General features: G+C 52.0%; 15 protein-coding genes. 5 read left to right on the top strand and 10 right to left on the bottom strand.

Annotated features, from left to right (window positions below):
- The first annotated feature begins 2 nt into the window (after positions 1–2).
- Genes ptsN through CBP31_RS09610 form a run of 3 tightly spaced genes read left to right on the top strand, consistent with a single transcriptional unit; the run spans position 3 to position 1,588 of the window.
- Positions 3–449: a PTS IIA-like nitrogen regulatory protein PtsN gene (gene ptsN / locus CBP31_RS09620; RefSeq protein ID WP_087036756.1), complete on the top strand. Its 447-nt coding sequence runs from the start codon at positions 3–5 to the stop codon at positions 447–449.
- Between the two features lie 10 nt (positions 450–459).
- The gene (gene rapZ, locus CBP31_RS09615) at positions 460–1,326 is read left to right on the top strand and encodes an RNase adapter RapZ (RefSeq protein WP_087036754.1); all 867 of its coding nucleotides are present in this window, start codon (positions 460–462) and stop codon (positions 1,324–1,326) included.
- Positions 1,313–1,588 (top strand): HPr family phosphocarrier protein, encoded by a 276-nt coding sequence (locus CBP31_RS09610; RefSeq protein ID WP_087036752.1) that lies wholly within the window; start codon positions 1,313–1,315, stop codon positions 1,586–1,588. The genes rapZ and CBP31_RS09610 overlap by 14 nt, the downstream gene beginning before the upstream one ends.
- A gap of 192 nt (positions 1,589–1,780) precedes the next feature.
- Here the strand turns inward: CBP31_RS09610 and pmbA are convergent, their stop codons facing one another.
- A complete protein-coding gene (gene pmbA / locus CBP31_RS09605) occupies positions 1,781–3,121 on the bottom strand; it encodes a metalloprotease PmbA (protein WP_087036750.1) in 1,341 nt (446 codons plus the stop codon).
- Between the two features lie 73 nt (positions 3,122–3,194).
- On the opposite strand from pmbA, the gene yjgA reads away from it, so the two are divergent.
- Positions 3,195–3,752: a ribosome biogenesis factor YjgA gene (gene yjgA / locus CBP31_RS09600; RefSeq protein WP_227874987.1), complete on the top strand. Its 558-nt coding sequence runs from the start codon at positions 3,195–3,197 to the stop codon at positions 3,750–3,752.
- Positions 3,753–3,941: 189 nt separating this feature from the next.
- On the opposite strand, the gene tldD is transcribed toward yjgA, so the two are convergent.
- The 8 genes from tldD to CBP31_RS09560 form a co-directional block, all read right to left on the bottom strand.
- A complete protein-coding gene (gene tldD, locus CBP31_RS09595; protein WP_087036746.1) occupies positions 3,942–5,387 on the bottom strand; it encodes a metalloprotease TldD in 1,446 nt (481 codons plus the stop codon).
- Positions 5,387–6,205, bottom strand: a complete 819-nt coding sequence (locus CBP31_RS09590; protein ID WP_087036744.1) for a carbon-nitrogen hydrolase family protein — start codon at positions 6,203–6,205, stop codon at positions 5,387–5,389. Before CBP31_RS09590 ends, tldD begins: the two co-directional genes overlap by 1 nt.
- Before the next feature lie 166 nt (positions 6,206–6,371).
- The gene (locus tag CBP31_RS09585; RefSeq protein ID WP_087038688.1) at positions 6,372–10,190 is read right to left on the bottom strand and encodes a YhdP family protein; all 3,819 of its coding nucleotides are present in this window, start codon (positions 10,188–10,190) and stop codon (positions 6,372–6,374) included.
- 8 nt (positions 10,191–10,198) lie between these two features.
- Entirely contained in the window at positions 10,199–11,668 is a 1,470-nt protein-coding gene (gene rng, locus CBP31_RS09580) for a ribonuclease G (RefSeq protein WP_087036742.1), read from the bottom strand.
- 64 nt (positions 11,669–11,732) lie between these two features.
- On the bottom strand, positions 11,733–12,320 hold the full coding sequence (locus CBP31_RS09575) for a Maf family protein (protein ID WP_087036739.1): 588 nt from the start codon (positions 12,318–12,320) through the stop codon (positions 11,733–11,735).
- A 217-nt stretch (positions 12,321–12,537) separates the two neighbouring features.
- Positions 12,538–13,026, bottom strand: a complete 489-nt coding sequence (mreD, locus tag CBP31_RS09570; protein ID WP_087036737.1) for a rod shape-determining protein MreD — start codon at positions 13,024–13,026, stop codon at positions 12,538–12,540.
- The gene (gene mreC, locus CBP31_RS09565; protein ID WP_087036735.1) at positions 13,023–13,970 is read right to left on the bottom strand and encodes a rod shape-determining protein MreC; all 948 of its coding nucleotides are present in this window, start codon (positions 13,968–13,970) and stop codon (positions 13,023–13,025) included. The genes mreD and mreC overlap by 4 nt, the downstream gene beginning before the upstream one ends.
- Before the next feature lie 50 nt (positions 13,971–14,020).
- Positions 14,021–15,064 (bottom strand): rod shape-determining protein, encoded by a 1,044-nt coding sequence (locus CBP31_RS09560; protein ID WP_087036733.1) that lies wholly within the window; start codon positions 15,062–15,064, stop codon positions 14,021–14,023.
- Between the two features lie 173 nt (positions 15,065–15,237).
- Between CBP31_RS09560 and CBP31_RS09555 the strand changes: the two genes are divergently transcribed.
- Positions 15,238–16,227 carry a 1-aminocyclopropane-1-carboxylate deaminase/D-cysteine desulfhydrase gene (locus CBP31_RS09555; RefSeq protein ID WP_087036731.1) on the top strand — a complete coding sequence of 330 codons (990 nt, stop codon included), beginning with the start codon at positions 15,238–15,240 and terminating at the stop codon, positions 16,225–16,227.
- A gap of 15 nt (positions 16,228–16,242) precedes the next feature.
- On the opposite strand, the gene CBP31_RS09550 is transcribed toward CBP31_RS09555, so the two are convergent.
- The gene (locus CBP31_RS09550) at positions 16,243–18,231 is read right to left on the bottom strand and encodes an EAL domain-containing protein (RefSeq protein ID WP_087036729.1); all 1,989 of its coding nucleotides are present in this window, start codon (positions 18,229–18,231) and stop codon (positions 16,243–16,245) included.
- Positions 18,232–18,267: the final 36 nt, after the last annotated feature.

Raw genomic sequence — 18,267 nt, 5'->3', positions numbered from 1 at the left:
CTATGGAAGTCGCCGATATATTAAGCAGAGATTGCACGCGCAGTGCCATCCCTTGCACAAGCAAAAAACGGGCGCTGGAAATTATCAGTGAACTCGCAGCCCAACACCTCAATATCAGCAGTCAACAATTGTTTGACTGCCTTTTGGCACGGGAGAAAATGGGCAGTACCGGTATAGGTAACGGTATTGCTATTCCTCATGGCCGCATTAGCAATGACAACCAAGCCACGGCCGTGCTGCTTACTTTTGCCGAGCCGGTAGAGTTTGATGCCATCGATAACCAGCCGGTTAGCCTAGTTTTTGCTTTGCTGGTGCCTGAGCAAGAGTGCAAACAACACCTCAAAACCCTGTCATTGATTGCCGAAAAGCTCAGTGACAAACAGATTTGTAAGCAATTACGTCAAGCCAGCAGCGATGACGAGCTTTATCAAATTATGATTTCTTCTTAAGGAGCATACCATGCAGCTGGTGATCGTCAGTGGTCGTTCAGGTTCGGGCAAAACCGTGGCCTTACGGGTGCTCGAAGACTTAGGCTATTACTGCGTTGATAATCTGCCCGTAGAGCTGCTACCGAGTCTGGTTAAGATGCGCCTTGATAAGCCAGGTGAAGTGGCCGTTAGCATAGATGTGCGCAACCTCCCGGACAGCACCGAGAAGATGGAAGCCTGCCTAGCCGAAGTGCGCGCCATGGCAGGCGTGAGCTTATCGAGCATTTTTATTGATGCCGATAACGCCGCCCTTATTCGTCGCTTTGGGGACACCCGCCGTTTACACCCCTTGTCTCGCTTAAGCTTGACGCTGGATGAAGCTATCCGCGAAGAAACCCATCTGCTGGCACCTCTATCGTCAGAAGCGGACTTGCGCATCGATACCTCAGAGTTAAGCATTCATGACTTAAGTGAAATTATTCGCGCCCGCATCTTGGGTAAAAAAGAGCGCGAGCTAAATTGGGTATTCGAGTCGTTTGGCTACAAGTTTGGTATTTCTCAAGATGCGGACTTTGTGTTCGACGCCCGCTTCTTGCCTAATCCTCACTGGATAGACGAACTTAGACCCTTTAACGGTCGTGATGAGCCAGTGGCCACGTATTTAAACAGCCAACTCGAAGTCACCAAGTATCTGTGGCAAATTGAAAACCTGCTGGTGACGTGGATGCCGCATCTAGAGCGCAATAACCGCAGCTACGTCACAGTGGCCATTGGCTGTACCGGTGGCAAACACAGATCCGTTTATTTAGTCGAGCAATTGGCTGCATCATTCAAAAATATGGGCAAGAGCGTGCAACTACGCCACCGGTCGCTGGAAAAACAGCATGCAAAAAATTGAGCGCGACTTAAAAATCGTCAATAAGCTCGGCTTACATGCCAGAGCCGCCGTACAGTTAGTACAAGTCACCGAACAGTTTTCTGCCACCGTCACCGTCTGTAGCCAAGGCAAGCGCGCCCCCGCCAACAGCGTGATGGGTTTATTAATGCTAGAAACCGCTCAAGGTCACGCCATTCGCGTAGTCGCCGAAGGCAAAGACGCCGCCGCCGCCATGGAAGCCGTGGCTGAGCTGGTGGCAGCACGCTTTAATGAAGCGGAATAACTTAGCGCCGAGCGCCCAGCACCAAGCGCCGAGCTAAACAAAGAACGGTGTTTATCTTGATGCCTTCTTCCGGTTGAAAATCAGGATCTCGATTTTATCTTTGTTATTTTCACACAAACAAAAGCCCCGCATCTTCCGATGCGGGGCTTTTGTTTTTAGCTTGGTGCTGGGCGCTAGGTGCTTGGCGCTGTACTACTGCCCACCAATCTTCATTTCATTGATCAAGATAGAACCGGTTCTGAGGCTAGAGCGCAGTTCGGTGTCGGTACCTATGGCTTGAATGCCCTGATACATATCTTTGAGGTTACCGGCGATGGTAATTTCTTCCACCGGATAGGCGATTTCGCCGTTTTCAACCCAAAAACCTGCTGCACCTCGTGAATAGTCTCCGGTGACGATATTCACGCCTTGGCCCATCATCTCGGTCACCAGTAAGCCAGTACCCATCATCTTCAATAGCTGCTCGAAGCTTTGACCGGTGTTGGCGATGTTCCAGTTATGGATGCCACCCGCGTGTCCGGTGAGCGCCATGTCGAGCTTGCGCGCCGAATAGCTGGTCAGCAGGTAGGTTTGCAGTTTGCCTTGCTCGATGATGCGACGCTCAACGGTGCGCACGCCTTCGTTATCAAAGGGTGAGCTAGCCAAACCTTTATCTAAATGCGGCTGTTCGTGAATATCAAACCAGTCTGGGAAAATTTGCTCGCCCAGTGAATTAAGCAAGAAAGACGACTCGCGATATAAGTTGCCACCGCTAATGCCCATTACCAGATGGCCAAACAAGCTGGCGGCAACGTCGGGATGAAACAATACCGGTGCCCGAGTCGTGCCAATTTTACGGGCACCCAAACGGCCTAAGGTACGGCTTACGGCTTCGTCTGCTACCTGCTCTGGCGTCCATAGATCTTGTAGGCTGCGCGCTGAGGTGTAACCGTATTCGCGCTGCATATCGCCATCTTGCTCACCAATTAGCATGCAACTGATGCCAAAACGACTGCCGGCGTAACCTTTAATAAAGCCATGGCTGTTGCCATAGACCTTAATGCCCACATTGCTGGAGAAGCTAGCACCGTCGGACTGCTTAATGCGCGGGTCGCGATTCAGGGCATGCTGCTCGCAGCGCAATGCCAAGGCGATGCCATCGGCGGGCTCTAATTGCTCAGGAAAGCACAGTGCTAACTCAGGCGCATCCCAAGCAAGATCGTCTGCAGGCGCAAGTCCAGAAAAAGGATCTGGATTGGTATAGCGGGAAATATCGAGGGCGGCAGCCACGGTGCGCGCTATGGCGTCGGGGCGCAAATCAGAAGTAGACGCCGAGCCTTTGCGACCATCACGGTACACGGCAATACCTAATGCCCCGTCTTTATTAAATTCTATATTTTCTAATTCACCGTTACGGGTGTTCACCGATAAACCGGTTTGGCGGCTAATGGACACTTCGGCAGTGTCGGCGCCGAGGCGCTTAGCGCTAGCTAAGGCTTGTTCTACCGCCAGCTCAAGCTGGCGCTGTTCTGTTTGAATATCTGCTGGGGTCATAATGAATTCACTGGCTCAGTTTGCAGTTAGCATAACAGACCCCTGCGCGCCTTGGGAGAAGCTGGTAATATATATGTCAATGTTCATTAATACGGAAAAGCCTATGCGCCGCAAAGTCGATGTCCCCGAGATAGAAGAAGAAATCGAATGGGTCAGTAAGAGTGAAATGAAGCGAGACAGCCTAGCGTTGCGCAAGCTGGGTGAGACGTTGGTCAAACTTGAGCCCCATGAGTTAGCTAAGGTGCCGCTCGATGAAGACTTGGCAGAAGCCGTAGAGCTCGCTCATCGGCTGCGTGGTAAGCACGAAGGCTTACGCCGCCATATGTCTTATCTGGGTAAGCTGCTGCGCTTGCGCGATGTGACCGATATTCAAAAGGCCTTGGCCGGCTTTGAGCACAAGACCACTGTGGCCAACGTTAAGTTCCATAAACTGGAGCTATGGCGTGACCGTTTGATCAAAGAAGGCGACAAAGGCGTGAATGCCATCATGTCCGAATACCGCCAGCTAGACCGCCAAAAACTGCGCCAGCTAGCCCGCAACGGCCGTAAAGAAATGGCCGCTGGCCTACCGCCCGCAGCGTTTCGCGAACTGTTCCAGTATTTGAAAGCGAATATTAAAGAAGAAGAATAAACCAGCGCCGAGCGCCCAGCCATAAAAAAAGGCACCGTATCTGATGATGCGGTGCCTTTTTTACGTTTGATGCTAAGCGCATCGCGCTGACTTTCACAACCATTCTGCTTCGCAGAACTTGCAGCTAAAGCGCAAGGCTACAAAGACCCTGTTTATCTTTAGCTTGGTGCTAGGCGCTGGGCGCTGCAGTTACTGCGTTCCACCCACTGTGAGCTGATCTAGCTTCAAGGTTGGCTGGCCGACGCCGACCGGTACGCTTTGGCCTTCTTTGCCGCATACGCCCACACCGGCATCCAGTGCTAAATCATTGCCTACCATAGACACCTGGCTCATGGCTTCTGGGCCATTGCCGATTAAGGTGGCGCCTTTTATAGGAGCGGTTATCTTACCGTCTTCAATTAAGTAGGCTTCAGAGGCCGAGAACACAAACCGACCCGAGGTAATGTCTACTTGGCCGCCACCGAAGTTAGGGGCGTAAATGCCCTTCTTTACGCTTTTAATAATATCTTCCGGTGAAGACTCGCCTGCCAACATGTAAGTATTGGTCATGCGCGGCATGGGTAAGTGGGCATAAGACTCGCGACGGCCGTTGCCGGTAGGCGCCATGCCCATTAAGCGCGCGTTCAACTTGTCTTGCATATAGCCTTTGAGAATGCCGTTTTCGATCAGCACGTTATAGGCACCAGGTGTGCCTTCATCATCGACGGAAATCGAGCCGCGACGATCCGCTAATGTGCCATCGTCCACTATGGTGCACAGACTAGACGCGACCTTTTCACCGATGCGCCCCGCATAAGCCGACGAGCCTTTACGGTTAAAATCGCCTTCTAAACCGTGGCCGACCGCTTCATGCAGTAACACACCGGGCCAACCGGCACCTAATACCACAGGCATGGTACCGGCGGGGGCGTCTATGGCTTCTAAGTTTACCAGCGCTTGGCGCACCGCTTCTTTCACGTAGCTCATGGCTCTGGGCTGGCCGTCGACGATATCTAAGAAATACTCATAGCCGGTACGGCCACCGCCGCCGCTGCCACCGCGTTCACGGCGACCATTGCGCTCTACCAATACCGAGCAGTTTAAGCGCACTAAGGGCCGCAAATCGGTGGCCAAGGTGCCATCGGTGGCCAGTACTAATATTTCTTCATAGACGCCGGAAATCGAGACAATCACTTGGCTGACTGCGGAATCTAAGCTGCGCCCAAAGGCATCCATCTGTTGTAGCAATTCAATTTTTTGCTCACGGCTCAAGCTATCGAGGGGGTTAACACCCATGTAGCGCGGCGTAATAATCTGGCTCTTGCCCACTTTAAAACGGCCATCACCGCCTTTTTCGGCGATGCCGCGCGCCGCACTCACCGCTTGATCTAGTGCGCTGGCGGTCAGCTCATCGGAATAGGCAAAGCCCGTCTTCTCGCCACTCACGGCGCGCACGCCCACGCCTTGTTCTATGTTGTAGCTGCCGTCTTTTACAATACCGTCTTCTAGTACCCAAGACTCGTGCACGCTATTTTGAAAATACAGATCGGCAAAATCAATTTGGTGGCGACTCAAGCGCGCTAATTGTGCATCCAGCAGCGCCATATCCAGTTCATTAGGCACTAATATGCTGCGGTTAATCTGTTCAATACTCATTACTTTCTCCAAACCGCGCTTAAGCGGGCGTGTTGTGCCACCGGCATTTGACGACGAATCGCTGCTAGTTGTGTTGAGTCTACAGGTGAAAAAACCAGCCCTTCGCCCGTAGGCAAACAAGCTTTAATCTCGCCCCAGGGGTCGATAATCACCGAATGCCCCCACGTTTGACGCGCCCCAGTTTCGCCATAAAGGCCTGCCGCAACCACGTAACATTGATTTTCAATGGCCCGGGCCTGTAATAAAGGCAGCCAATGGGCTTGGCCCGTCACCCGAGTAAAAGCCGCGGGGACTAATAAAATTTCGGCGCCGCCTTCACGAAGCGCGCTGTACAATTGTGGAAAGCGCAAATCATAACAGATAGACAAGCCTAAACGCCCGAACGGACTGTCAATGAGGCTGAGTTCATCACCAGGGGCAAAAGTATCGGATTCTCGATAACTGCCCTGCGCATCCGCTACTTCTACGTCAAATAAATGCAGTTTATGGTAATGGCTCACCTGTAAGCCTTGCTCGTTATAAACCAAGCAGCTGGCATAAAAGCGTTCGCTGTTTGCGATACGGGTCGGCATTGAGCCTACCACCAGCCAAATACCGTACTCTTGCGCCCATTGGCTAAACTGCGCTTGAATCGGGCCCTCATTTAAGGTTTCTGCATTATTGAGTACTGCATCACGACAGCCGAACACCACCGCATTTTCCGGCAGCAACACCAATAATGGCCGCTGACTCGGCAGCTGCGCTAATAAGCGACCAATGGTCGCCTGATTGGTCGGCCAATGGTCGGTCGCCGTCATTTGTAGGGCCACTAATTCCATGGGTTGCTCCTTTTTTTGTGAGGAGTGAAGAGTGAGGCGTGAGGAGTAAGGAGTAAGGCGAAAGACTCGCGTTTGCTAGTTGGGGCCATCACTAAAAGTATTGCGCGCTCTTTAGCGCTTCACTTATTTAACCCTTCACTCTTCACGCCTCCCCCCCTCACTGCCCTTATTCTGCCACCTTGATACGTTTTTTATCTCGGCCTTGCTCCGTCACTATCGGATCGCTAATAGATCCTGTTACCTGATAACGGACCCGCGTAAACACATCCACCACTGGCCCTAATACTTTAGACAGTGCCAAGGCATACAGGCCTGCGACGGGGGCCACAGCAAAGGCGGCTAATACCGGTAAGTTGCCGGTTAAATTAGGCGTCAGCTCCATATTGTAATTAAGTTGTTCAGTAACAAAATTGAGCTCACCTTGACCGCGTAAGTCACCGGCGGCTCCTTTAAGTAACAAGTCTTTATTATGCAACACGCCCTCCTGCAGCTGACCACTGGCGCTGATGCCATCGAAATAAAACCCTTGGGCAAATACGTCTCTAAAGTCCAGTCGCAGTCGACGCATCACCGATTCTAGGCTTAACACCGACAACAAGCCTGCGCCTTTATCGTTCAGCTCTCGCAATACGCCGGATCCGGTTTTTACCGCCAACTCACCATTCATGCTGGCCAGCTCAGGCTGCCAAGGTGCGCTTAACCAGCGCAATTTACCACCCAGCTGAGCCGAAGTTTCGCTAAAAGGGGATTCTTTACCGAATGCTTGCCATAACCGTTCTAACGAAGGGCTTGAGCTGTGCCATTCTAAACGACTCAGATCCACGCTTTTTTGCTGTAGCCATTGACCACTGGCTTGCGCCTGTAATAAGGGACCATCCAGACTGAGCTGGCTTAATTGCACGCCGTTTTCATTGGCTAAGGGTTGCAAACTAAACGCCACCTTACCTAACGCCAGCTGCTGCCAACGACAATCGTCACATTGAAAATTAACGGCCGGCACTTCGGCAGGCGTGAGCTTGATGTCGGAACTGGGTTTATTAGCAGCGGCGGTGCTCGATGCATTTCGCTGCTGTTCTTGTCCCTGCCCTTTCTGCCCAAGCCACAGCCGTGTAAAGTGCGCCTGAATCGGGGCTCTGCCACCGAAAACGACCGTCCCTTCGGCCTGTTCGGCATTGATGGCTAATTGAGACTGGCCGTTTTTATCGGGCGTAAGCTGCATATTCAACTGATGCAGCCGTTGTTGCCATAATTGCGCGCGACTGGCTTGCACCGCCACTCGATAAGGCTGGGGCCAACGGATGCCGGACACCGCACTTGCCGGCCCGCTACGGTTAACAATAAGCTCGTCGGCGGGCAATTCACTGAGCAGCGCTAACCAGTCATCGAGTGCCAGTTCAGGCACGCGCAGCGCAATATCGAGCGGCGCTCTGGGTAAGGTCGCATTTACACCGGCGCCTGCCGACAGCCATAACTGCTCCACACTGGGGCCTTGCGATGTAAAGGCCAGTTGCGACTGTGCACGGATCTGTTCACCCACTTGCAGCGTTAATTTGGCTTGATCCACATCGCCGTTCAGGCTGAGCTTGCTGGCAAGCGACGGCTGAGTGGCTTTATTAAAAGGGACCGGTAAACGGCTGTTTAAGCCCGCTAATGCGGAGTCGGCATTAAATACGTAGTGTAGCGGCCCTTCGTTTGGCAAGCTCAGTTGTAATTGGCCGCGCCAATCGGTACTACCGCGTAAATGTTTCACCGCAGGATGCAAGTGCTGCAGCTTTTCTGGCTGCAATTTTCCTTTAATGCCCAGCTCCACTTCATAGCCGCCGTCTGTGTCTTTACCTTGATAAGACAACTGCAAAGGCTGGCCGAGCCACTGCGCTTTTAAGTTATTAAACTCAGTGTGCTGTTCATCAAACAGTAAGCGACCGCTTACACTGGTTAACGGCATGTCGAGCGGCTTAACCCGCACCCCATTATCGGCAAAGTCCACGTGGCCTTTTACGCCAACAGTATCGCCGCTTAAGGGAATATCAAGTGCCAGCTCGGCATTTAAGGGCCCGCTAACTTGCACTTGCTCCAGCATCACGCCTACCGAAGAGGCCAGCGGTGAGCTTTGTAAGTAATCACTTACCGCTCCGCCTTCGCCGTTGATTTTTGCGCTCAGCACCAGTGTAGAGTCTTCATGTAGCGGCACTATATCGGCGGTAATACTGGTAGCCTTTACCTTGCCTAAGCGGCCGTGGTTGCCTTTCATATAGAGGCCGTCGTTTTCAAATAACAGATCCAGGCTTAAATCCGTTAACGGCAACCAGTCGGGATCGAAGCGAAATTCGGCTTTACGCAGCGGCACCCGAGCCAGAAAAATGCCACTTTGATCCTCATAGGGGAAGCCATTTAAGGGGCCGTACCAGAGTACTTCTGCCCCTTTAGCCTGCCCCGCTTTAATGGCACCTTGCAGATAATCCACTAGTGCCGCGCCCATTAAGGGTTCAGGAAAATAACGATAGGCCTGCCCCGCGCGCAATACATCTACTCGCGCCGAAGCACTGAGCAGCGGTGCAGAATCGACGGGTAGCAATAAGCTAAACCAGCCTTCTAAGGTCAAATCTTGACTGTCTACAGCTAATTGCTCGCTCCACAACAACCAATTGTTGGATGCTTGCTGTTGCCATTTGATCTCGGCGTCCACTCGCTCTAGCGGCCAAGGGCCACGAAAGGCCTTATCAAACACCCAATCACCGGCCTGCTGCTGTTGCACGCTTAGCTCGCCGCTGTCTGGGGCCAGTACAAAGTGCCCACTGATACCTTGCGTGGCCGGTGCCCAGCCAAACGCTTGAGTGCTAACGCGGTCCAGATTGCCTTGCCAGTACCAATCTTTGCCGTTGGGCTCGGCGCTAAAATACAGATCTGTTAATTGGCCGCGCGGCGCTATGCCTGCCAATTGCTCGGCTGTCTTTGGCAAAAAGCTTTCGCCCCACTCGGCCAATAACGCCACATCGGTAAAAGTCAGTCTATCTAAAATGCCCTGCAGCCGGTCGGCTTGGCGGTCTACCTGCAAGTGCCAGCTGGGCCACACTTCTTCATCAACGCTGATGTCGACCTTATTACTGGCCAACTGCCAGCCATCACCGGTGGGTTGCCATTGCAGCCGCCCACCTTTGATGGATACCTGATGCTGTTCGCCCCAGCCAAAGCGGTTTTCACCCAGCTCAAAAATGCCGGCAATAAGCGCCCCTTGCTGCCATTCCAGCCAGAGTTCAAAGTTAAGCTCGGCGCTCACTAATGGATCGTCTGGGCGAATCTGTGCCAACATATCCGAGGCATTCACGCCGTCAGCGTGCACATACAGTTTGCCATTTAGGCTGTTGGGCTTGCCGCTAAACTGACTGCGCACTTGCAGTTGCTGCTCGGCCTGTTCACTAAAAGCCAAGGAGCCTTGGCCTTGATGTTGGCCTGGGGCATTGTGCCAGCGCCAATCCGGCAGATGCAGTTCAAACAGTGACTGCTCGCCATTGCTTAGCAACAGCTGAGCATCTCGTAAGGAAAATTGCTCGACGCCTTCCAGCACAAAATGGCGCAGCCCTTGCCAGTCGAAGGGGGGTTCTGGAGTATCTGGGGCAGGATCGTTCAGCGCTATGGGCAGCCGTAATCCTTCCAGCGTCAGCTCATTGAGCACCGGCCGCCATTGGCGTAGGCTTTGCCATAACTGCACATCCACCAGCGCACGGCGCAGGGTGATGGTGGGCGCATCCGCGCGGCTCAGGCTCACCTCATTAAGTGCCAATACCGGCCCATAATCGTGCCAACTTAAGCCCAAACCGCCGATCTGCAATTCGATGTGATGTTCACTGAGCCAGCCGTCTAACCATTGCTGTTGCCAATTAGCTAACCAAGGCGCGCCAAAGCGCAATACCGTGACCAGCACCGCCAATAGCACGGCCACGGCGGCCACACTGAGCCAAGCCCAATTTAAGCTGCGTTTGAACATCACCGACACTACATCATCACCACATCAAATTGCTCTTGGTTATACAAAGGCTCGCTGTTGACCTTCACTTGCTTACCGATAAACACTTCCAACTCGGCCAACATATGGGAGTCGTCCTCTTGCAAGGCAGACGCCACCGCCAGCGCCGCATATACCACGAACTTGTCTGCGTCATAAGCTTTATTCACCCGCGTAATTTCGCGCAAAATTTCATAGCAGACACTTTCTACGGTTTTCACCCGCGCGCGACCATTACACTCAGGGCAAGCGCCACATAAAATATGTTCTAGGCTTTCTCGGGTACGCTTGCGCGTCATTTCCACCAGACCTAACTGGGAGAAGCCATTGACGTTGGTTTTGGCTCTGTCTTTCGCCAGCGCCAACTCCAAGCTGAGTAATACACGACGCTTATGGTCTTGATCGTACATATCAATAAAGTCGATGATGATGATACCGCCAAGGTTGCGCAGCCGTAACTGGCGAGCAATGGCTTGGGTAGCTTCTGTATTGGTATTAAAGATGGTTTCTTCGAGATTGCGATGGCCAACAAAGGCGCCGGTATTAATATCAACTGTGGTCATGGCCTCGGTTTGATCGATGATCAAATAGCCGCCAGATTTCAGCTCCACTTTACGATTTAGCGCGCGTTGAATTTCATTTTCTACATCATATAAATCGAAAATGGGCGACTCACCTTGGTAGTACTCAATTTTACCAGAGAGCTCAGGCACAAACTCATCCACAAAACCGCGCAACACTTCACAGGTACTACGAGAGTCCACCCGAATACGGTCCAGCTCGGCGCCAACAAAATCACGCACTATGCGACAGCTCAGGCCTAAATCTTCATACATAATGGAGCAGGCTGAATATTTAACCCGTCGTTCTTGGATCTTGCGCCACAAGCGATTTAAGAAGGCTGCATCTTGGGCTAGCTCCGCTTCGCCCACGCCTTCGGCGGCGGTGCGAATAATGTAGCCGCCCTGCTCATCCACATAGGCACCAACGATGGACTTAAGTCGCTCGCGCTCTTGCTCTGAGTCGATGCGCTGCGACACGCCCACGTAAGCGCTGCCCGGCATAAACACCAAGTAGCGAGAAGGTAAGGTAATGTCGGTAGTGAGGCGCGCGCCCTTAGTGCCGAGCGGATCTTTCACCACTTGCACCACTATGTCTTGGCCTTGACGTACCAATTCAGCAATATTGCCAACCTGAAAATGCGCCTGCTCTTTGCTGGCCACACATTCGGTGTGCGGCACTATATCTGAGGCATGTAAAAATGCGGCACGTTCCCCACCAATATCAATAAAGGCCGCCTGCATACCGGGTAACACTCGGCTGACTTTGCCTTTGTAAATATTGCCGACAATACCACGGCGCGCTTGGCGCTCCACATGCACTTCCTGCAAAATCCCGTTTTCGACCAGCGCAACTCGGGTTTCTGCAGGCGTCACATTAATAATGAGTTCTGCCGACATGGATACCGTCCATAGAAAAAGTGAATAGGCTTAAACTAACATAGATTGGCGCCGAGATAAGGAGTCAAACAGCTAAAAGCCCCGCCACTTGCAACAGACTGCGGGTTTCTACTAAGGGCAAACCCACCACAGAGCTATAACTGCCATTAATGCACACCACAAAACTGCCACCTACGCCTTGAATACCATAACCGCCCGCTTTATCAAGCGGCTCACCGCTGTGCCAATAACCTTCAATATCCGCTTCGGTTAAGACGCTAAAGGTCACTTGTGTCGAGACTAACACTTCGCTGAGCTCAGCATTCGCGAGCAACGCTATGGCGGTTAACACCAGATGGCTGCGGCCCGATAAACGGCGCAACATGTCCATGCCATCGGCTTGATCGCGGGGTTTTTCTAGCACCTCACCATCCAGCACCACTATGGTATCGCCGGCCAACACCGGCAGCGCTGCTCGCTGTTCCAGCGCCGCTAGTGCGCCACCGGCGCGCGCCTTATCGCGAGCTAAGCGCTGCACATAAAGGGTCGCATCTTCATTAGGTTGCTGCAGCTCTTCAACGTCGGGGCGCAATACGTCAAAGGTCACGCCTAACTGAGCGAGTAATTCACGGCGGCGCGGTGAGCCTGAAGCCAGATAAAGCTGTGGGGACATAGTTTTTATACCGTGAAGTGTGAAGGGACATGGGTGAAGAGAACAACAAAAGCGGTGTTTTGTAGGCGACTTGTCTTATGTGAAGAGTGTTCTCGTATTTAGCCTCAGGCGAAATTTTTTAAAATTAAACACCATTGGGCATCGAGAAGAATAATGTGCAGGATAAAGGAAAAACTCAGTTGCCTCTCTCCCTTTACCCTTTCCCCTTCACATTTACCTAAGTAATCGCGAAGCGGCGGCGTACGTTGCGCAGTAGCAAAAACACCCAAGGCCAAAACACCATGCTGCTGACGATGGACCAAAAATAATGATAATCCAGCTGTATATCGCGGTTCATATAGGCGGCCCAAAAGATCAGTAGCTTATTTAAGATGGCTAAGGCTGCCACCAAAAACGCCTGTTGCCACACCGAATAGTTGCGCATGCGCTGAAATTGCGACGCCGCTAAATACACAGGGATCACCAAGGCCAAGGCGTGTACGCCCAATACAGAGCCGAGCAGTAAATCATGCAATAAACCGACACAAAATGCCGTGCCCACGTTAGCCCTATGAGGCAGCGCAATCGACCAGTAAATTAAGGTCAGTAGCAACCAGTCCGGGCGAAACGGCATGATTAAATCCGGTAACGGTAACACAGACAAAATCAGCGCCAGCAATAAGCTACCCGCTATAATTGCTCGGCTCTTTAAGGAAAAACTTCTCATTCGGATACCTGCTCAGCTGCGGCTGATGAGCCTTGGTGCTTAGCATCAGTCTTGGGTTCAGTACTGGTTTCAGTACCGAGCTCAGCATTTGCATCAGCCAACTCTTCATCGGACTCGCTCAGCTTAGGCTCAGGCCACAACAGCAATACATAACGCACTCTATCCAGTGCGGCAAAGGGCTGCACCCGAATATCGGCAAACGGCTGTCCTTCTTCATAGCCTACCCGATGTACGCGCCCCACCGGATAACCCTCAGGAAAACGCCCCGCCAGCCCAGAGCTCAGCAGCACGTCGCCTTCTTTGATATCTGTATTGCGGGTAATGTTGTGCAGCAATAAGCGGTCAAGCTGACCACTGCCGCTAGCAATGGCACGAATGTCGTTGCGGGCCACACGCACCGGAATGCCGTGACTGGTATCCGTGATCAGCAACACTCGGCTGGTATTTTTACCCACCGAGATCACCTGTCCCACTACGCCTTGCTCATTCAGCACCGGCTGACCTTCAAACACACCCACTAGGGTGCCTTTATCGATCACCACTTGGTGAGAAAAGGGATCCGTATCCACCGCCAAGATTTCGGCCACCATACGCCGCGTATCTCTGCGTATCGGCGAACCTAATAAATCACGCAACCGTTTATTCTCTTGCTCCAAATGGCTCAACAGTAATAAATCATCACGCAATAAGAACAGCTCATTTTCCAGTCGTTTTGACTGAGCAAGCAGGGTTTGATTGGTCATCAACTGGTTGGAGGCGGAGTCCAGCATCCAACGCGGGCTATTGGCGAGGTATTGCAACGGACTCACTAAGGTATTGAGGTACAGCTTGGCGTTGGTAAAGCTGTGATAACGGCCGTCGGCAATAATCAGCAACAAGGAGGCCACCACGGCTAACGCCAAGCGGATAGGGAGTGAGGGGCCTCGACCAAAAATGGGTTTCATGGTGCAAACTTCATGGCGTTAGAGATAGGCCGAGTAGCTCGGCCTGATGATTAATCGTAATGGAACAAGTCTCCACCGTGCATATCAAGCATCTCTAACGCCTTACCGCCGCCGCGCGCCACACAGGTGAGTGGATCATCAGCCACCACGACCGGAATGCCGGTCTCTTCCATTAATAATCGGTCGAGGTCACGCAATAAAGCACCACCGCCGGTTAATACCATGCCACGCTCTGCGATATCGGACGCCAGCTCAGGCGGCGACTGTTCGAGGGCCACCATAACCGCACTCACTATGCCGGTCAGCGGCTCTTGCAACGCTTCTAAAATTTCATTGGAGTTCAGGGTAAAGCTACGTGGCACGCCTTCGGCCAAGTTACGACCGCGCACTTCAATTTCCAGCACTTCGTCACCGGGATAAGCGGAGCCCACTTCATGCTTAATGCGCTCAGCCGTGGCCTCACCGATCAAGGAGCCGTAGTTACGACGCACATAGTTAATAATGGCTTCATCGAAGCGGTCGCCACCCACGCGTACTGATTGGGAATACACCACGCCATTCAGCGAGATAATGGCCACTTCTGTGGTGCCGCCACCAATATCCACTACCATGGAGCCGGTCGCTTCCGATACCGGTAATCCTGCACCTATGGCCGCGGCCATAGGCTCATCAATCAAATATACTTCACGCGCGCCCGCACCCAAGGCCGATTCTTTGATAGCACGGCGTTCCACTTGCGTAGAGCCGCAGGGCACACAAATCAGTACTCGAGGGCTGGGGCGAAAAAAATTATTGTCGTGCACTTGTTTAATAAAATGCTGAAGCATTTTTTCGGTCACATAAAAGTCGGCAATCACACCGTCTTTCATCGGCCGAATCGCCGCTATATTTCCAGGGGTTCGACCCAACATTTGCTTAGCTGCATGACCCACGGCGGCAACATTTTGCTTTTGCCCCGATTTATCTTGGCGAAGTGCCACAACGGAGGGCTCGTTAAGAACAATACCTTGATCTTTAACGTAGATGAGAGTGTTGGCCGTGCCCAAATCAATCGAGAGATCGTTGGAGAACATGCCGCTTAGCTTTTTAAACATATGCTGAAGGGGACCTTGGATTAAGAAAGCGTGAAAGTGCGGCTAACTTTATCAATGCAGCCTATCACTGGCAAGGAACATGCATGGCTAAATACGCACCGGAGCGGGTATGAGTTTCAATAAACCAATAAGTTCCCTAAACTTAGGCTCTCATTCTTTTTAATTTTAATTTTGTGGCCTCTCTCAGCTCTTGGCAGCAGTTGTACTCACCTGCTACCCCTTCACCTTTACAGCCGTTAGCGCACCCCTTACTCAGCCAGCATCAAATCAAACTCTGGGTGAAGCGGGATGACCGGTTGCATGCCGCTATTTCTGGCAATAAATGGCGCAAATTAAAATACCCCTTACATCATGCCATTGAAAGCCAAGCCAAAGGGCTGCTTAGCTTTGGCGGGGCTTATTCAAATCATCTGCATGCGCTGGCCGCTATTGGTCAACAACTGGCGCTACCCACCCTCGCTATCGTGCGCGGCGAAGCCAGCAGCCAGCATAATCCCACCTTAACGGATGCCCGCCGCTGGGGCATGAGTTTGAAATTTGTGGACCGCCAACAATATCGCCTGCGCCAAGACTCCAATTGGCTCGCCGAGCTAAGCGCGCAATATCCGGGCTATTACCTCATACCTGAAGGCGGCAGCTGCGCACAGGCACTGCCGGGCGTGGCTGAACTGTGGCCGGAGTTAGCAGCGCAATTAACGTCATCCTCTGCCTGGCCGTTACCTAACGCTTCGTTACCTAGCACTATCGACCAATTGATCTTACCGGTCGCCAGTGGCGGCACTCTGGCCGGGCTAATATCGTCACGCCCCGCAGCCAGCAAGCTGACGGGCTATGCGGTATTAAAAGGCGCGTCTTGGCTTAAAGAAGAAGTCTGTGCCCTATATCCAGCCGCGGCACAAGATAACGGCTGGCAGTTGCGGTTAGATCACCACGGCGGCGGCTACGCTAAAAGCTCAATTGAAGATAGTGCCGCCATAGCACGATTGAGTGAGCAATTAGCGCTGCCACTTGAGCCCATTTACAGCGGCAAAGCGCTCTTAGGGCTATTTCGTGATATTGCCGCCGGTTACTATCCTATCCATAGCCAACTGGTGTTTTTACACACAGGTGGACTACAGGGCGCACGCGGTGACGAACGCGGTGGCTTAAACAGCAAGCCGTGACTTTACCGCCAGCGTTTATCTACTCGCAGTCAGCTTGCTCCTGGCTGAGGGCCTATTAGTCGCTGCTGGCTCTTGAGTAACGCTCCTATCTTTAGCTGTGGCCGACTCAGGATAGGCAAAAAAGTAGCCTTGGCCGCCATAAACGCCCAGTTGGGATAAACACTGCCATTCGGCTTTGGTTTCTACCCCCATGGCGATCACCTTAGTATTACTGCCCGCACAATTACCAATGAGGCTGCTAACCGCCATTTGGCTAATGGGCTTGGTATTAATGTCATGTACTAAGCTGGGATGCAGTTTAAGATAATCCAATTGATAGTCAGACACATACTGGGTACTCACTACATCTTGGCCTGCATGGTCTACCGCCAACTGACACCCTAATGCCTTTAGGGCGTTCAGCGGTTTCACCAAGGCTTGAAAATGGCGACTCACCTGTGCTTCAGATAAATCAATCACTAGCTTATTTAGTTGTGACTTAGGGTGCTGCATTAATTCAAATAGCAGCCAGTTATAAAACTTACGCTGTAATAAGCTGGTTGCCGACAGGTTAACCGCCAACATAATACCCGGCTCGGTATCGGGTAAGCGTACTAGCGCTTGAGAGATAATATTGCGATCCAACTCTTGGAGCAGTCCACATTTTTCCGCCATCGGAAAAAACTGTCTCGCCGATAACTCTCGACCTTGCTCATCCTGAATCCGCGCCAATAATTCATACATCACAGGCGCCTGCTCCGGGGCTTGATAAATACCTTGGCGGTCGAGCTGAATTTTTTCTTGGGCTAACACTCGGCTGAGCAGAGTGCGCCAACGTACCGTGCCTTTGCCCATGCTTTCTTCGGTGACGCCTTTGTAATACATAAAGTAGCCGTCGCCGCCCTGCAGCTCGGCACTGCGTAGCGCCAGCTCGGCTTCTTCACGTATTTGTAACATCGACTCACCAAAACGAAAACAGACGCCACCAATATAAATAGCCGGATCCGTAATTTCATCTGGCCAGTTAAGACGGCGTAATAATTTCATCACTTGGCGCGCCGCCTCTTGGGCCTCACTTTCCACGGTATTGGGTAATAGCAAGGCGAAGGTCGTGCCCGTATAACGCGCTTGTAAGGCGCCGGAGATACCGCGTACAAAATGGCCCATATAAATAGCCGCAGCCGTGAGTATTTCATCGCCACGTTCATAGCCAAAATGATAATTAATTTGCTCTAAATCTTGAATTTCCACTAATAAGAGCGCGCCGCCATGATCGGTAGAGTCATTAAGCGCCGCTTCTAGACGATTATCAAAAAATACCCGATTACCGATACCGATTCTTTTATCAACAAACACATTGGCGCGAATAAAAGAGTCAAAACGACTGCGCTCTTTACTGGCATTATTAAGATCCAGTAATAACTTATCGAGCGCTTGGCTAGCTTGATGAGGCCACTCAAGGTGCGTGTCATGCACTAATAAATTTAGCTGATCTTGCAGTATGTATTTACCACGTAAATCTAATAATTCTAAGCCGCGGAGCTGGCGGCGAAACCAGCGCAACATCAGTAACGAGCCCACAAACACTAAGCCGATAGCGCTTAAAATACCCGCAAGATCGATAAGTGAATGATCGATATTATAAAAAGGCGGCCGCAGCACCACACGCGCAGACAAGTTTGCCTCCGCTGCCAACGGCGCTACATATTCCATGGTAAACACATCACCGGCCGTGGCCGCCGCATCAACGCGGGTAGAATGATAGACAGGAATATCATCACGCAGCAGGGTAAAGTCGATAATACCGCCTACTTCCAGTATTTTTGGTAGCCAGACGTCAATCACTTCAGGCTTGGCGCCTGGCTGCCAGCCCTCGTCAACCAGTCGTAACACAGTGTCGACTTGGCGCTGCTGATACAAAGCCCCCACCTGATAAAAACTGATGCCGGCGCCAATCAACACAATAACCACTGCTGTCAACATACATAAGCTAATGGTAGTAATAAGCTGGTTTGTAAATTTCATACCCATCCTTGCAATACGCCGTTGGCGTAAGCTAAC

This window comes from Oceanisphaera profunda, from assembly GCF_002157895.1.
In the GTDB taxonomy this organism is placed as follows: Bacteria; Pseudomonadota; Gammaproteobacteria; order Enterobacterales; family Aeromonadaceae; genus Oceanimonas; species Oceanimonas profunda.
Note: the sequence above shows the minus strand (reverse complement) of the source record. Positions and strands in the feature narration are given on the sequence as shown.

Coding starts and splice junctions, on each gene's coding strand:
- ptsN (WP_087036756.1), top strand. CDS start 3: ATGGAAGTCGCCGATATATTAAGCAGAGATTGCACGCGCAGTGCCATC.
- rapZ (WP_087036754.1), top strand. CDS start 460: ATGCAGCTGGTGATCGTCAGTGGTCGTTCAGGTTCGGGCAAAACCGTG.
- CBP31_RS09610 (WP_087036752.1), top strand. CDS start 1,313: ATGCAAAAAATTGAGCGCGACTTAAAAATCGTCAATAAGCTCGGCTTA.
- pmbA (WP_087036750.1), bottom strand. CDS start 3,121: ATGACCCCAGCAGATATTCAAACAGAACAGCGCCAGCTTGAGCTGGCG.
- yjgA (WP_227874987.1), top strand. CDS start 3,195: ATGTCAATGTTCATTAATACGGAAAAGCCTATGCGCCGCAAAGTCGAT.
- tldD (WP_087036746.1), bottom strand. CDS start 5,387: ATGAGTATTGAACAGATTAACCGCAGCATATTAGTGCCTAATGAACTG.
- CBP31_RS09590 (WP_087036744.1), bottom strand. CDS start 6,205: ATGGAATTAGTGGCCCTACAAATGACGGCGACCGACCATTGGCCGACC.
- CBP31_RS09585 (WP_087038688.1), bottom strand. CDS start 10,190: ATGTTCAAACGCAGCTTAAATTGGGCTTGGCTCAGTGTGGCCGCCGTG.
- rng (WP_087036742.1), bottom strand. CDS start 11,668: ATGTCGGCAGAACTCATTATTAATGTGACGCCTGCAGAAACCCGAGTT.
- CBP31_RS09575 (WP_087036739.1), bottom strand. CDS start 12,320: ATGTCCCCACAGCTTTATCTGGCTTCAGGCTCACCGCGCCGCCGTGAA.
- mreD (WP_087036737.1), bottom strand. CDS start 13,026: ATGAGAAGTTTTTCCTTAAAGAGCCGAGCAATTATAGCGGGTAGCTTA.
- mreC (WP_087036735.1), bottom strand. CDS start 13,970: ATGAAACCCATTTTTGGTCGAGGCCCCTCACTCCCTATCCGCTTGGCG.
- CBP31_RS09560 (WP_087036733.1), bottom strand. CDS start 15,064: ATGTTTAAAAAGCTAAGCGGCATGTTCTCCAACGATCTCTCGATTGAT.
- CBP31_RS09550 (WP_087036729.1), bottom strand. CDS start 18,231: ATGAAATTTACAAACCAGCTTATTACTACCATTAGCTTATGTATGTTG.